The organism is Actinopolyspora alba (assembly GCF_900112765.1).
GTDB classification, from domain to species: Bacteria; Actinomycetota; Actinomycetes; order Mycobacteriales; family Pseudonocardiaceae; genus Actinopolyspora; species Actinopolyspora alba.
Genome location: NZ_FOMZ01000001.1, coordinates 492,724 through 507,888 on the forward strand (window position 1 = coordinate 492,724; position 15,165 = coordinate 507,888).

General features: G+C 68.5%; 11 protein-coding genes and 1 pseudogene. 3 read left to right on the forward strand and 9 right to left on the reverse strand.

Features of this window, described 5'->3' with window-relative positions:
* Positions 1–38: 38 nt before the first annotated feature.
* Positions 39–509 carry a universal stress protein gene (locus BM150_RS02130; protein WP_245755197.1) on the reverse strand — a complete coding sequence of 157 codons (471 nt, stop codon included), beginning with the start codon at positions 507–509 and terminating at the stop codon, positions 39–41.
* A 940-nt stretch (positions 510–1,449) separates the two neighbouring features.
* Here BM150_RS02130 and BM150_RS02140 point away from each other — a divergent pair.
* Positions 1,450–2,367: an SDR family oxidoreductase gene (locus BM150_RS02140; RefSeq protein ID WP_092923325.1), complete on the forward strand. Its 918-nt coding sequence runs from the start codon at positions 1,450–1,452 to the stop codon at positions 2,365–2,367.
* A gap of 62 nt (positions 2,368–2,429) precedes the next feature.
* Positions 2,430–3,203, forward strand: a complete 774-nt coding sequence (locus BM150_RS02145; protein ID WP_092922890.1) for a DUF1963 domain-containing protein — start codon at positions 2,430–2,432, stop codon at positions 3,201–3,203.
* Between the two features lie 79 nt (positions 3,204–3,282).
* Here BM150_RS02145 and purH read toward each other — a convergent pair whose 3' ends face one another.
* The 7 genes and pseudogenes from purH to BM150_RS02175 all read right to left on the reverse strand — a co-directional run bounded on the left by purH (position 3,283) and on the right by BM150_RS02175 (position 12,725).
* On the reverse strand, positions 3,283–4,857 hold the full coding sequence (gene purH / locus BM150_RS02150; RefSeq protein WP_342752518.1) for a bifunctional phosphoribosylaminoimidazolecarboxamide formyltransferase/IMP cyclohydrolase: 1,575 nt from the start codon (positions 4,855–4,857) through the stop codon (positions 3,283–3,285).
* 48 nt (positions 4,858–4,905) lie between these two features.
* Positions 4,906–5,448 (reverse strand): annotated as a pseudogene (purN, locus tag BM150_RS24995) (phosphoribosylglycinamide formyltransferase); the annotation flags it as partial.
* A 334-nt stretch (positions 5,449–5,782) separates the two neighbouring features.
* Positions 5,783–7,387, reverse strand: coding sequence for a cell division protein PerM (locus BM150_RS02155; protein ID WP_092922896.1), 1,605 nt, complete (start codon positions 7,385–7,387; stop codon positions 5,783–5,785).
* 149 nt (positions 7,388–7,536) lie between these two features.
* Positions 7,537–8,499, reverse strand: a complete 963-nt coding sequence (locus BM150_RS02160; RefSeq protein ID WP_092922899.1) for a DUF5336 domain-containing protein — start codon at positions 8,497–8,499, stop codon at positions 7,537–7,539.
* 221 nt (positions 8,500–8,720) lie between these two features.
* Entirely contained in the window at positions 8,721–9,605 is an 885-nt protein-coding gene (gene sucD / locus BM150_RS02165; protein WP_092922901.1) for a succinate--CoA ligase subunit alpha, read from the reverse strand.
* A gap of 13 nt (positions 9,606–9,618) precedes the next feature.
* Entirely contained in the window at positions 9,619–10,785 is a 1,167-nt protein-coding gene (gene sucC / locus BM150_RS02170) for an ADP-forming succinate--CoA ligase subunit beta (protein WP_092922904.1), read from the reverse strand.
* 164 nt (positions 10,786–10,949) lie between these two features.
* Positions 10,950–12,725 carry a hypothetical protein gene (locus BM150_RS02175; RefSeq protein WP_245755199.1) on the reverse strand — a complete coding sequence of 592 codons (1,776 nt, stop codon included), beginning with the start codon at positions 12,723–12,725 and terminating at the stop codon, positions 10,950–10,952.
* A 568-nt stretch (positions 12,726–13,293) separates the two neighbouring features.
* Here BM150_RS02175 and BM150_RS02180 point away from each other — a divergent pair.
* Positions 13,294–14,160 carry a M23 family metallopeptidase gene (locus BM150_RS02180; RefSeq protein WP_245755200.1) on the forward strand — a complete coding sequence of 289 codons (867 nt, stop codon included), beginning with the start codon at positions 13,294–13,296 and terminating at the stop codon, positions 14,158–14,160.
* Between the two features lie 436 nt (positions 14,161–14,596).
* Here BM150_RS02180 and BM150_RS02185 read toward each other — a convergent pair whose 3' ends face one another.
* Positions 14,597–15,118: a GbsR/MarR family transcriptional regulator gene (locus tag BM150_RS02185; protein ID WP_092922907.1), complete on the reverse strand. Its 522-nt coding sequence runs from the start codon at positions 15,116–15,118 to the stop codon at positions 14,597–14,599.
* Positions 15,119–15,165 lie beyond the last annotated feature (47 nt).

Sequence of the window (15,165 nt, forward strand, 5' to 3'; positions counted from 1 at the left end):
CAAGCGCGTAGCACGACAACGCGACCGGAGAACTCCGCTCAGGGAACGACGACCACCGGCCGCACGGCCTCCACGACCAGCGTGGCCGGCACGGTGCCCAGCAGACCACCGCGTCTGCGGGAACGGCCCACCACGATGAGGTCGGCCCGGTACTGTTCGGCCACCTGCTCCAGGCCGACGGCGGGATCGCCGCGGTGGTGCACGAAGTCCCAGTCGATGTCGACCCACTTCAGGTGGTTGACGATCTCCTGCTTGAGATCCTCCACGAGCCCTTCGGCGGCTTCGCTGGCCACCGCCACCCCCATAGGTGACCAGTAGGCGACTCCGCCGACCGCCTCGACGTAGACGAGCACCAGACGAGCTCGTTCCCGCCGTGCCAGCCCGGCCGCCCAGGCGGCGGCGTGAAAACTCGCCGGGCTGCCGTCGAGTCCCACGACTATGCCGCCCAGCCCGTCCTTGCCGATCTCGAAACTCGGCTCCGGATGTTCCTTGGAGTCGCCTTCGGCCACGCTTGGATGGTAATTGCCGGACGCGCCCGGTTCGGCGCGGTGCGACACACTCGCCCGGCGGACCGGCCCACCGCTGGGACCGACATCGATCGATCGAAACGGTCGGCAACCCCGACACACCGGACGATCATGCGGAATCACGCGATATTCGCAGCGCAGGAGACTGCCGTGCCGCGCGGGAAGCACGATCGTGGCGCTGTTCCGCGCGCCACGAAGGAGAGTTCAGCGATCGTTCGACGGCGGTAAAGGTATCGACGGATCGCGCGAAACACGCGGAACCACGGTGTGGGCGACCACCCGCGGTGCCCGCAACGGCGACGGGGCCTCCGGAGAAGTGGGGAAGAACACACCTGATTTGGTGCGGTGTGGCCACCCCGATCTACTCCCCGCGGCCGAGAAGAACTCGGCGCGGGTTCCACGCGGAGGTGCGGCGAGAAGCACACGTCCGCTGTGGACGGACCGTCACGAACACCCCGGCAGTCGTGACGATCCGCCCCGCGGAACGGCGACACCGCGACGGAGACGAGCTCTCGCGTGCCCGCACCGGGCTCCCGCTGCCCGGCACGGCGGTCACGCGAGGGAGGCGTTCCGCTCGCCTCGTGTCGAAACACGACACCGCGTCGTGGCGGTGGCCGACCCCCGACGCCGGCCACCCGTCACCGCGTTCGAACCGACCACGTTGGAACCACCCCGCGGTCGAACCCCTGTTCGAACGACTCCAGTAAACCGCCCCCGAAGCACCACGTCAATACGTTCATTCGAACAGGTGATCGAACAGCCTGTTCGATCGTGCGACCGTCGAGTGCGCGGCGGTCGAAAGTGAAGCCGTCGGGTGTGCGGCCCGGGGGGAGCCTGGTTTTCCGCGCCGGAAGAAGGTATGGAGTACGGCACGACGTGCATCGCACGAGTGACGAGAGCGGTGCCGGAAGGCGGGAGGAACATGTCCGAATCGGACAACTACCTGGTGATCGGTTCCAGCGGCTTCCAGGGAGCCGCCGTGGCGCGGGCACTACTGGCGGTGGGGCACCGGGTTCGCGGTTTCGCACGGGGCACGAGCACGCCGGCTCCGCGAGCTCCCGAGCCGGTAACCGTCCACGGCGATCTGGCCGATCCGGACAGTGTCCGCGCGGCCTTCCGCGACGTCACCCACGCCGCGGTGCAACTTCCGCTGCACTTCGACGCACGGCTGATCGAGACCTACGCGCACAACGTCGTGACAGCGGCCCGCGAGGCGAACGTCCGCCGACTGGTCTACAACACCAACACCCCGGTTCCGGACACCGACACCTCGTACGCGGCCTACGACACCAGGCGGATCGCGGAGGCGATCCTCCGCGACAGCGGATTACCCGTGGTCACCCTGCGTCCACCGGTGTACCTGGACAACACGTTCAGCCCCTGGAACGGTCCCGAACTGGCCGGGGAGGGCGTACTGTCCTATCCGCTTCCCGCCGACCTGCGAGTCTCCTGGCTGTCGCACGACGATCTGGCCGCGGCCACGGTCGCCGCGCTGCACCGCGAGGGCCTGGAACAGGCCACGCTGCGCATCGGCGGGCCGGAAGCGGTCACCGGTGCCGAGCTCGCCGAGGAGTTCTCCAGGGGAATGGGCCGACCGATCGTCTTCCGGCCGCAGGAGGTCGGCGAGTTCGAGAGCAGGCTCGGCCGGGTGATCGGCCCGGAGGCCGCTTCCGGCGTCGGGGGTATCTACCACTGGCTGGCCGGGGAACCGGATGCGGAACTGTTCGTCGCCGATCACGACATCGTGCGGCGCGAGCTCGGGATCACCACGACACCGATCGCACGGTGGGTCGCGGCCCAGCCCTGGCACGTCTGGCTCCAGGGGACCGGCACCACCTGACAGCGGCGGTTTCGACTTCGGAAAATCCCGATTCCGTCGGGGGTGAATGCGAAAGTAACTTCATGATCGAGCGGGAACGACGACGCGAGCGCATGACCCGGAACCTGGCCGAGCACATGGACACCTCGCTGGCCGAACGGATAACGGCGTTCGCACGCAGCGGGGTCGCGGTGGACACGAAGAGCGGAACCGGCCGACCACTGGGACTCTCCCGCTTCGGCGGCGACGCGTTGCTGCCACCCGGAGCAGCGTGGCCGGGCGAGAACACGGCACACCCGCTCGAACTGGTCGCCGTCATCGATATGGCCGCCGTCGGCCCGATGGACGCCGACGGACTGTTTCCGCACCACGGTGTGCTCAACTTCTTCGTCGAGCAGGACTTCGACGACTGCGAGGTAATACACGCCGTCCCCGATACCGCCGTGGCGGTCTCCCCTCCCGAAGAAGCGACACGCCACGCGGAAAAGGCGCTGTACGGACGCACCGTCCTCACGGTTCCCGAACCTGACGACCTCGAACGCCTGGCGCCGGACCTGGTACGCGAGCTCGCGAACCTGAGATCGAGCGACCAGCCGGGCCGGGGACTCCTGGACGACTACAAGGAAACCGCCGAACAAACGAAGGAGCCCTTCGGTAACCAGATCGGCGGCTGGCCCGGCTGGGCCCAGGGAACCATGTTCGACGGAACCGGAAAGCAGCACCTGCTGTTCGACCTGCAGGGCGACGGCATGGACCTGACGTTCGGGGACGCCGGTTCCCTCTACTTCATCGTCGAGGAGCGGGATCTGCGCTCGCGCGACTTCGGCAGGGTCCACGCGGAACTGGCTACCCTCTGACGCACCCGTCGGCGGTTCGGCACGGAACCGCCGACGGGCCCCAACGAATCGCCCTCCCGAAAGAACGGGAAAGGACGCGTCAGTGCGCGAAGTGCCTGGTCCCGGTCAGGTACAGCGGAACACCCGCCGCCCGGGCCGCCTCGGTGACCTCCTCGTCCCGCACCGAACCGCCCGGCTGCACGACCGCACGCACCCCGGCGTCCAACAGCACCCGCAGACCGTCGGGGAACGGGAAGAACGCGTCCGAGGCCGCCACCGAACCCGCGGCGCGCTCCCCGGAGCGGGAAACCGCCAGCCGAGCCGAGTCCACCCGGTTGACCTGTCCCATGCCGACACCGACCGTGGCCTCGTCGTCGGCCAGCAGGATGGCGTTCGACTTGACGGCTCGACAGGTGCGCCAGGCGAACTCCAGATCCCGCAGCGTGGCCTCGTCGACGGGGTCCCCGCAGGCGAGTGTCCAGTTCGACGGGTCGTCGCCGTCGGCGTCGATCTCGTCGGCTCCCTGCATCAGCAGTCCGCCCGAGATGGCCCGCATCTCGACACGCCCCGACTGCGGCGGCTGCGCGGTCAGAATGCGCACGTTCTTCTTGCGCTGCAGCACTTCGAGGGCTCCCTCGGCGTAGCCGGGGGCTACCACCACCTCGGTGAAGACCTCGGCGATCTGCTCGGCCATGCCCACCGAGACCTCGCGGTTGCTGGCGATCACACCACCGAAGGCGCTGACGGGGTCGCACTGGTGCGCCTTGCGGTGCGCCTCGGCCACATCGCCCGCGTCGGAAACGGCGATACCGCACGGATTGGCGTGCTTGACCACCGCCACGCAGGTTCGCCGGTGATCGTGGGCGGCGCGCCACGCCGCATCGGCGTCCACGTAGTTGTTGTAGGACATCTCCTTGCCGTGCAACTGCGCCGCGGCGGCGAGCCCCACGGCCTCGCCACCAGAGACGTACAGCGCCGCGGGCTGGTGCGGGTTCTCGCCGTAACGCAACGCGCTGCGGCGTTCCCACGTCTCACCCGCCCAACCGGGGAAGGTCTCGCCCTCGGGAGCGGTGCGGCCGGTCATCCAGCCGGCGACGGCCACGTCGTAGGAGGCGGTGTGCCGGAACGCGGCTGCCGCGAGCTCGGCGCGCTCCGTCTCGTCGAAACCGCCCGCGCGAACCCGCTCGACCACCCACTCGTAGTTGTTCGGATCGACCACCACGGTCGTGTTCGCGTGGTTCTTGGCCGCTGCCCGCACCATCGCCGGGCCACCGATGTCGATGTTCTCCACGACCTCCTCCGGCTCCGCGCCGGAGGCGACCGTGCGGTTGAACGGATAGAGGTTGACGACCAGCAGATCGAAGGCGGCGATGTCGAGCTCGGCGAGCTGTTCGACGTGCTCCCGCTTGCGCTGATCGGCCAGCAGCCCGGCGTGCACCCTGGGGTGCAGGGTTTTCACCCGGCCGTCCAGGGCCTCCGGAAAACCGGTGAGCTCCTCCACCGGCGTAACCGGAACCCCGGCGGCCGAAATGGTCCGCGCGGTGCCCCCGGTGGAGACGATCTCCACACCGGCCGCGTGCAGCCCCGTGGCCAGCTCAAGCAGGCCGGCCTTGTCCGAAACACCGATCAACGCGCGATGCACGGGTCGCCGTTGTTGCCCCGAGTTAGCGGTCACCCCGATACTCACCTTTCGTCCCCGCACGGTCCAACCGTGCACTGCCAGCCGTTCCAGCGTTCGCACCAGCGTTCGCCGCTCCACGGCCTTGATCCGCTCGTGCAGGCTCTCCTCATCGTCATCGGGCAACACCTCGACCGCCTGCTGCGCCAGGATCGGACCGGTATCCACCCCCTCGTCGACGACGAAGAGGGTACAGCCGGTCACCCGGACGCCGTAGTCCAGCGCGTCCCGCACCCCGTGCATTCCCGGGAACGACGGCAACAGCGCCGGATGGCTGTTGAGATAGCGTCCGCCGAACCGAGCCAGGAATTCGGGGCCGACGAGTTTCATGAAGCCCGCGGAGACCACGAGATCCGGCTCGTGAGCGGCGCACTCCTCGGCCAGTGCCCGATCCCAGTCCTGGCGACTCGAAAACTCCGGGAGTCGACAGGTGAAGGTGGGGATTCCGGCGCTCTCGGCACGCTGCGACCCCGTGATACCGGGGCGGTCCGCCCCCACCGCCACGATCCGAACGGGATAGTCCGGATCGGCGGTGGCGTCCAGCAGCGCCTGCAGCAGACTGCCGGATCCGGAGACCAGAACGACCACGCGGACTGGCCGGGACGGTCGGAAACTCCTGACCGGGGACTGTGTTTCCGTCGAACTGTCGTTTTCCGCGGCGGTTGGGAGTGGGGCGCTCAGTGTGCACTCCTGATGACGGCCTGATGGATGTCGCGCTGACGAAATGTCACACGCAGACTAGGCGCCCCGCCCACGATCACGACCGGCAGGTCCCGATACGAGTGGCTCAGCACTCAGGATTCGAGCACGAGTTGTGCACAGCCGTGCGGAAAGCGACACCACCGCCATCCCGGAACGCGCCCCGTCCTGCCCTGAACTGGAGTTTCGTCGCAGGCCGTCCGGGAGCGAGCCGGAGCTCCGGTCATCCCGACTGCTGGGAGGACAACTCCGTGATCGGCTCGGAGAACTCATCGTGATCCCACTCCGGGAAGTCGGACGCGGGGGCCGCGAACGTGTCCCCGGAGAACTCGGGGGCCGCGGTGGCATGCTCCCGTGCCCCCTCTCCTTCGGCTTCGAGCAGCTCCCCCTCCTGGCGTGGGAAGCCCTCCCACTGGTCCTCCCGCTGCTCCGGTACCCACGGTCCGGACGAAGCTCCGGGATCATCAGCGGCGGATTCGCCGATCTCCTCGCCTTCCTCCGCTTGCTCGCCTTCCTCCGCTTGCTCCTCCTCCGGGAACCGTTCGTTCTCGGCGGCAGGTTGCTCGGCGGCCGGATCCTCACCGGTCTTCGAGTCCGACTCGACGAGCCAGGCGTCGGTTCCGGAGCCGGACGAAAGATCGGCGTCGTCGACGAGGTCGGTGTCGCGTCGTCCGACCAGCCTGGAGGTCACCAGGGCAGGGACCGCCAGCCAGACGAAGGTGGTGGCCGACAACAACAGCGGACGCAGTGAGACCGGACCGTACTCACCGCCGAACCGGCCTCCGGAGAGCACAGCGGGTACCGAGACCGCCAGTGTGGTGACCAGTACGGCCAGCAGCACCAGGTGTTGCCTGTCCCGGCTCCGCTCGGCCAGGTTCCTGCAGCTGTGCCCGAGCAGCACGCCCAGCGCCGCAGGCAGGAGGAAGACCACGGGTGTCCAGTTCGGGAGTCCGGCGGGGGGAACGACGGCGAACACCGGCAGTTCGGGTGGCAACGCGTCCGTCGCCGCTCGGAACGGCGTGCTCACCGAGGCACCGAACGAGACACCGGTGCCGGTTACGAACGCCCAGCACCCCAGGATCGTGTTCGGCAGGTACAGCAACGCGAGCAGCACGGCACCCGCGGCGTCACCGATACCGGCCAGCTCGACCGACCGCTCGTACAACCGCGGCAGTGCGAGCAGCACGGCCGCCCCGCACACCGCCGCTCCGGTTCCGATCACAGCGGCGGTACCCAGCAGTCCCTTGCGCACGGCACGCCAGGCGTCGGACGGGACGTACTGCCAGAGTTGGTAGAGCATTCCACAACGGTCGGCGAGTCCCAAGGTGGCGGCGCAGGCGGCGACCAGGCCGCAGCAGCAGAACGCCTGCCAGGGACGGGCCTGCACCGGAACCTGCGTTCCGGCCAGCGCGATAGCCAGCACCGTGCCGAACACCGCGTGGCTCAGCGACATGACCAGAATCACTGGCAGCGCCTGCTCCGGTTTGCGCAGCCGGTTGCGCCGCGCCACCCGACGCGAAGCGCGGGAGACGAGCAGAGCGCAGAGCAGGGTCGGTAACAGCGGTAACGCGCTGAGCGGAGCTCCGGTGATCAGCAGTGGCACCTGGAACGCGGCCAACCACCCGGGAATCGCCGCCAGCAGCACACCGGCCGGGACGAACTCGGCGTCCGCGGCGGTGGAAACCACGAACGCCAGCAACGCGGCGACGAGCAGGTAGCAGCTCAGTATCACCGAAAGCGCGGAGAGAAGTGCCCCACTGATCGCGCGGCACCACTGCCGAGTGGAGGACTCGGCGGTTTCGACCGTGGGGGAATCGAGTGCCGTCACGCGGTCGAATGTGACAGCGTGCCGGGCTTCCCGAAGTCACGACGCGCCGCTTGCTCACTCTTTCGGGCGACTGCCGCGAGTCGCGAGCACTCGCGGGTCGCGCCGCCCGCCGACACCCTGCCGGCGGGCGGCGCGAAACCAACCACTGCTCACGAAGGTGGGTTCTGGTTGGGGTGCGGCATCTGCTGCGTCCCCTGCGGCCCACCGTTGGTGTCACTCCACTGTTCCTGCTGAGCCTGCCCGGAGTGCTCCTGAACAGGCTGGGAGGACTGCTCGTGGGGATTCGCCTGCGCGAACGAACCGGGCTGAGCCGGGTTCTCCTGCGAAGCGGGCCCACCCTGCGGCGGCTGGGAATAGGGGTGTGCGGGTTGCTGGGGCGGCTGCCCCGGAACGAAGCCACCCGCCTGCTGTGAGTTCCAGCCGGGCTGGGGTTGGCCGTGCTGCGGCTGGCCGGGCTGGGGCTGGCCCTGCTGCGGCTGCGGACCGGTGTACGGCTGCGCCGGGTAACCCGGTTGCGGGCCGCTCTGCGGGTTCCAACCACCCGACTGCGGTTGACCGGGCTGGGGCTGGCCGGGCTGCGGCTGGCCGGGCTGGGGGTGTGCGGCACCGTAGGGTCCGGGTTGCTGTCCCGGATACGGCGGCTGCACCTGCTGCGTGGCGGCCTGCGTCGCTCCCCTGCCGAACGAGGGTGCGGTGACGATCTCCTGCTCCAGCAGCAGCAACGCGATCACCGCAGCCGCCTGCAGCAACGACAGCAGCATGAACACGATGCCCCAGCCTGCGATGGAGCCGCTCGAGCCCGACACCCCGGCGACGATGACGTTCTGCAGCATCGACAGCGCCGTGTAACCGGCCAGCGGGGCCGCGACGAACAGCACGTTCGGCCCCTTGGGTAAGAACCGCATGGCCGCGAGCAGCGCCACCACGACGAAGCCCAGCCCGGGAAGCCCGCCGAGCAGTGAGTTCATCGCGGGTGCGAAGAAACCGAGAATCCAGCCGAGCGCTCCGATACCTGCCGCGGCGAGGGCGAGAATCGACTTCACGTCCGGTTGGGAGCCACCGGCTCCACCCGGCTGCGCCGGTTGCTGGGGCGGCGGATAGGGCGCGGACATGGGAACTCCATCCTGACCGGGAATCGTGCGAATCGGCTCCGCTCGCGAATCGCCCGTCGCGAAGAAACGGCGGCGGAGCGCGGGAGTTCGACGTTACCGAATCGCGTCTTGACGGTCACGAGCGCGGCACACCACCGGCGAGCGACCAGGCGCGGAAAGACTTCCGCCCGGCCCCCTGGAACGGGAACCGGGCGGAAGCGGCCTGCCGTCGCGCGGGTCGATCAGTCGTTGATGATCGAGCGCATGAGCTTGGCTGTCTCGCTCGGCGTCTTGCCGACCTTGACCCCGGCGGCCTCGAGGGCCTCCTTCTTGGCCTGGGCCGTGCCGGAGGAACCGGACACGATCGCACCGGCGTGGCCCATCGTCTTGCCCTCGGGGGCGGTGAAGCCCGCGACGTAACCGACGACCGGCTTGCTGATGTTGGCCTTGATGTACTCGGCCGCGCGCTCCTCGGCGTCACCACCGATCTCGCCGATCATCACCACGGCCTCGGTCTCGGGGTCGTCCTCGAACGCGCGCAGCGCGTCGATGTGGGTGGTCCCGATGACGGGGTCGCCGCCGATGCCGACACAGGTGGAGAAACCGATGTCACGCAGCTCGTACATCATCTGGTAGGTCAGCGTGCCGGACTTGGACACCAGACCGATCTTGCCGCCGGCGGTGATGTCCGCGGGGATGATTCCCGAGTTGGACTTGCCCGGAGAGATCACGCCCGGGCAGTTCGGCCCGACGATGCGGGTCCGGTTGCCGGTGGCATTGGCGTGCGCCCAGAAGTAGGCGGCGTCGTGCACCGGGATTCCCTCGGTGATGACCACCGCGAGCCCGATCTCGGCGTCGATCGCCTCGATCACGGCGTCCTTGGCGAACTTCGGCGGTACGAACACCACCGACACGTCGGCGCCGGTCTCCTTCATCGCCTCTTCGACGCTTCCGAACACCGGCAGCTGGTTGCCCTCGATCTCGACGGACTGCCCGGCCTTGCGGGCGTTGACACCGCCGACGATGTTCGTACCGGAACGCAGCATCCGAGCGGTGTGCTTGGTGCCCTCCGAACCGGTGATGCCCTGGACGATGACCTTACTGTTCTCGTTGAGGAAAATTGACACAGCGGATCGCCCCTTATTTGCCCGCAGCCAGCTCGGCGGCCTTGTCGGCCGCGCCGTCCATGGTGTCGACCAACGTGACCAGCGGGTGGTCGGCCTCGGCGAGAATTCGCCTGCCCTCCTCGACGTTGTTGCCGTCGAGGCGGACCACCAGCGGTTTGGTGGCCTCGTCGCCGAGCATCTTCAGCGCCTGGACGATTCCGTTGGCGACCGCGTCACAGGCGGTGATACCGCCGAAGACGTTGACGAAGACGGACTTCACGTCCGGGTCGCCCAGGATGACGTCCAGCCCGGCCGCCATGACCTCGGCGGAGGCTCCACCGCCGATGTCGAGGAAGTTGGCGGGCTTGACGTTGTCGTGATCGGCACCCGCGTAGGCAACGACGTCCAAGGTGGACATCACGAGACCGGCACCGTTACCGATGATGCCGACCTGCCCGTCGAGCTTGACGTAGTTGAGGTCCTTGGCCTTGGCCTTGGCCTCCAGCGGGTCCTCGGCGCCCTCGTCGACGTACTCCGCCTGCTTGGACTGCCGGAACGAGGCGTTGTCGTCGAGCGCGACCTTTCCGTCGAGCGCGATGACCTTGCCCTGCGGGTCCTTGACCAGCGGGTTGATCTCGAACAGCGTGGCGTCCTCGGCGACGAACGCCTCCCAGAGCTGGACCACGATGTCGCTGACCTGGTCGGCGATCTCGGCCGGGAACTTCGCGGCTTCGACGATCTCCCGTGCCTTGGCCTGGTCCACACCCTCGATCGGGTCGATGGGGATCCTGGCCAGTGCCTCGGGCTTGGTAGCCGCTACTTCCTCGATCTCCATGCCGCCTTCGACCGAAGCCATCGCCAGGAAGTTGCGATTGGCACGGTCCAGCAGGAACGAGAGGTAGTACTCGTCGGCTATGTCGGAGGCCTCGGTGACCAGCACTCGGCGGGTGGTGTGGCCCTTGATGTCGAGCCCGAGAATCGCTTCCGCCTTGGTTCGGGCCTCATCGGGGTTCTCGGCCAGCTTGACACCGCCGGCCTTACCCCGTCCCCCGGCCTTGACCTGCGCCTTGACGACGACAGGTCCGCCGAGTTCTTCCGCCACTGCCTTGGCCCCGTTGGGATCGGTGGCCACGGAACCGGGCAGTGTCGGTATTCCGTGGGCGGCGAAGATCTCCTTCGCCTGGTACTCGTACAGGTCCACGCGACTCTCCTGCGACGTCGGTGTCGGACTCCGGTAACCATATCGACCTGCGAGAACGATCGGGGCGGCGCATCCGGTGAACTCGCTCACGCGGAACGGTCCCGAAACCGGCGATTTCCGCCGTGTTCACCCCCGACACCATCGCCGGAGCGGTCAAACTCACATCATCCGGTGGGACGGGCGGCCAGCACCGCCGTGGCGGCAGCGGCCACCACGGCCCCCAGCGCGCTCCAGAAACCGAGACCGAACGAGAAGCCCTCGGTCATGGCTGGCGCCGCGAGCGGCGCCAGCAAGGCGCGGAAGGACAGCACCACAGCGCATCCCGCCAGCAGTGCCGCGGCCCGTTTCCCCCGGGAGACCGGCACCAGCACCAGGGCGACCAGCACCACGAGCAGCGCGGTGAGCAATCCCCACGAAGCGATGCCGAACCCGTTGAACAACCCCGGTGAGACGTGGTCGGGCGTGCGGAACACCGGGAAGCCGAAGGCGGCCACGACCAGCAGACCGGTGAGCGCTGTGGGCGGCAGCAGCGAACGGCTGGGGGTGATGTCGCTGAGATCCACCTCGTCGCGCTCGATGGCGCCCGCGACCGCGGCGGACACCGCAGCGCAACAGGTGAGCACCACGGCGGCGACGGTGCACCACACGCCGTGGGGCACGAGTTCCAGCCGGGTGCCACCGGCGAACCGCAGCACGGTGTCCAGGTCCGCGGCGGCGGTCAGCGGGAGGATCGCCCATGCGGTACCGAGCACGGGGCGCGGGGCGACCAGGCCGGGGCGCAGCAGCGGAAGGCTGAGCGATAACTGCACGATCCCGGCCAGCAGCAACGGCAGCAGGTTGTAGTTGTCCCCGAAACCGATCACGCGTTCCGGGGCACGCAACTGCGGCACCAGCGCCGCGACGACCGCGAACGCCCCACCGAGCGCGCCCAGGGCTCCGGTCAGCACGGCGAGCCGGGTGTGGGCGGGTAACGAGATCTCGGAGGGGTTCGCCTCCGACCGCGCGACGGTTCGCCCCACCGGAACCGACAACGCGCCGAGTCCGATCAGTGCCACCAGGCCGAAGCCGAGTCCCCACCCGATCAGCAGCTCGGAGTCGGACAGCACTGCCAACAGCACCGGCACCGTGGTTCCCGCCAGGTTCACCGCCAGGCCGACGAGGCCGCCCCGACCGACCTCGGGTTCCGCCGAGCTCACCGCGAGTCCGGCGGCGACCGGGATCACGACGGCGAGCAGCAGATCGCCCGCGAACACCAGCGGCGGAGCGTCCAACAGCCCGTGGGAGACCACGAACGGATCCAGCGAACGGAACGCGGCCGGCAGCGCCCCGCCCGCTCCGAGCGCGGCGAAGCACAGCACGAGCACGAACAGCGGCTGTCTGCCACCACCCGTGCCACTCGCGGCGCGCGAGGTCTCACCGGTGGATGCGCGAAGGGCCAGTATCCCGGCGAGGAACACCACGGCGTAGCCGGAGAGCAGCAGCCAGGTTCCGGGTGCCGGATCCAGCGGTCGCAGGCTCTCCCGCAGCAGCAGTTCGGGCCGGGACACCAGCCCCGGTTCGACGAGAAGCTGTGCCGATCCGATTCCCCTGGCGACGGCCACGGCGGCCGTGACGAGCAGCACCGCACGCGCGGCGCCCGACCTGCGCGTGCGCAGGAAGCCGAACGCGGTAAGAGCGGGCAGGACGCCGAGCACCAGCAGCGGGGCAACGGAGGGATAGGCCGATGGCACGGCGGGGTTCACGACACCGAACAGCGGTGCCGCGCCGGAGGCGATCGCGCCGAGAAACGCGAGCAGACAGGCGAATCGCAGCCCGGGAAGGGGATTCGCACCGAGGGCGAAATCGTCCGATGTGGCCGCCGGGGACGACCGGTCCGCACGTTCGGGATCGGGGGTGGCGCCGGACTCGACTCCGGTTTCACTGCCGGGACGGGCGTTCACGTCGCGACGCTAGCAACTCGCCGCCGCTGGGCCGGGCATACCCCGAATAACGCTGCGAACACGGACGAATCGAAAAGACTAGCCCAAGAACACGACAACTCACCTGAACAAGCGACACAACGAGGTCGATTAAACACTGAAGGTGTCATTTTCGCGAAGCCGTCACCCGTAAGACCTGGTTTCAAACGCCCAACACGGACATGATTCGATGTGACTTATGACACCGAAAGCTTCGGAGAGGCAACCCCCGGAGGTCCACTGTGTCCGGAAGCGAGCCGCGTGGCGGACACCGAGGCGGGCGTCGAAATCGCAGGCAACGGCGATACGCACGCCAAGGAGCGAGTCCGGTGTCCCGGAAGTTCCACGGCGACCCGCTCCACGACACCGGAAAACGGGACGGAATCGATATCAAGATCGGGATTTGCCCCTGGGGGCATTCCTTGGTTAATGTCCCGACGTCCGTTGTCACAGTCAGATCACGAACAGGGACACTTCCCGGTTAACCCCGACCGGTCCGGGTCCCCCGCCCGGCCCAGTGATCCGGCTCCCCGAGACGGAAGGTCAAGCATTGACTCGACACCGCTCCCCCGGCGGTCAGCACAACACCCCGGTTCAACAGAACACCTCGGACGAAGAGTCCACATCGGATAAACCGCGCCGACAACGCACCCCGACCCCACCGTCGGTACTGCGGGGCCGGATCGTGGTCGCCGCCGTCGCGGCGGGCGCCTTCGCCGCCGCGGGCCAGGCCATGGCAGCCGAGCAGGACCAGTCCGACACCCCGCAGGAGGACCAGACCCCGCTGGCCTCCGGGCAGAACGCGGCGGCGTCGTTGGGCTCGGTCACGGACGGCTCCAAGAGCGGAACGACCGAAGTCGGTGGAACGAACAAGAGCTCCGACGGGACCAGCGTCGGCGGTGCGGTACCGGCACCCGAGATCCTGCCGGTGGCACGAACCACCGACACCAATGACGAGGTGCGCAAGCTCGCCAAGAGCCAGCGGGTGGAGCAGGCCCGTGAGGAGGCGCTGCGCGAGGCTCGTCAACCCGATTACTTCGCCCCCGCCGCGGGCACGTTCACCTCCGGCTTCGGCGGCCGCTGGGGCACCACCCACTACGGGATCGACATCGCCAACAGCAAGGGCACCCAGATCGTCTCCGTGGCCGAGGGGACCGTGATCGAGGCGGGACCCGCCAGCGGCTTCGGCCTGTGGGTGCGCGTGCAGCACAACGACGGCACGATCAGCGTTTACGGCCACGTCAACAGCATCACGGCGAACGTGGGCGAGCACGTCGAGGCCGGTGAACAGATCGCCACGATGGGCAACCGGGGTTTCTCCACCGGCACCCATCTGCACTTCGAGATCTGGAACTCCTACGGGACGAAGATCAACCCGCTGCCCTGGCTCAACGAGCGGGGCGTCTACGTCAGCTGACCGAAACTCTCGTCCGTTGTGGACGAACCACGGCGACCCGTTCGCGAGGGGCGACGCCGCTCCTCGCGAACGTGCGTGGTCTGCTCGCCGGCCCTCCGCGCTCGGCACCGCACCGGAACGGACACCGTGCGCGGTCCCGTGGTGTGCTCCTGTTCCCCGTTCACGCTCCCCGTCCGGGCGGCGTCAATTTCTCGCGAAATCGCCGCGCCGTTACGGCGGCATGGCCCCAGCTCCGTCAATTTCTCGCGAAATCGCCGCGTAGATCGCTACTCAAGAGCGGTCCAACGCTCCCGAGGCCCCGAGTCACGTAACGGCTACCCGACCACCGCGCCAGAGCGACCGCCCCGATGACACAGCGACCGCTCCGGCGACACAGCGAGAGCCGCACGAGAGGTTCCGCCACTCGACGAGCCGAGGAAACCGGACGGACGAAACGTTACTCGACGTTGTCGCCGTACCGCTGCTGTCGCCACTTCGTCATGATTCGGGGTAGCTCGGCACGCAGGAACTCGAAGAACCTGCGGGTCTCGTCGAGACGCGCGCCCGCCGTGGTGTGCGGCCCGAGCGTGTCGGTGCCCGCTCGGAGCGTGTCCTCCCACTGCAGGAACTGGTCGTCGCGCTGCGCGAACGCCTCGTACCACATGTCGTCGCGCACCTGGTAGTGATCGTGGCGCTTGCCGGGCTCACGCTCGCGCGAGAGCAGCCCCACGCGGATCAGGTAACGCACCGCGCCGGAAACGGCGGCGGCGCTCACCTGCAACGAGCTTGCCAGTTCGGCCGCGGTGCACGAGCCGTCGTCATCGACGAGCATCCGCGCGAACACGCGGGCGGGCATGCGGGGAAACCCCGCCTCGGTCAGGTTGAGCGCGAACCGCTCGACGAACCGAGCCACCTCCCGCTCGTCACGGCCTGTCGCGTCCACCGGTTCCGGTGCGGGATCGGGTGCTGTCTCGGACATCCGGGACCTCCCGCACTCGTACCACGCATCAGTCGAGCGACTGATTC

Coding starts and splice junctions, on each gene's coding strand:
- BM150_RS02140 (WP_092923325.1), top strand. CDS start 1,450: ATGTCCGAATCGGACAACTACCTGGTGATCGGTTCCAGCGGCTTCCAG.
- BM150_RS02145 (WP_092922890.1), top strand. CDS start 2,430: ATGATCGAGCGGGAACGACGACGCGAGCGCATGACCCGGAACCTGGCC.
- BM150_RS02160 (WP_092922899.1), bottom strand. CDS start 8,499: ATGTCCGCGCCCTATCCGCCGCCCCAGCAACCGGCGCAGCCGGGTGGA.
- BM150_RS02185 (WP_092922907.1), bottom strand. CDS start 15,118: ATGTCCGAGACAGCACCCGATCCCGCACCGGAACCGGTGGACGCGACA.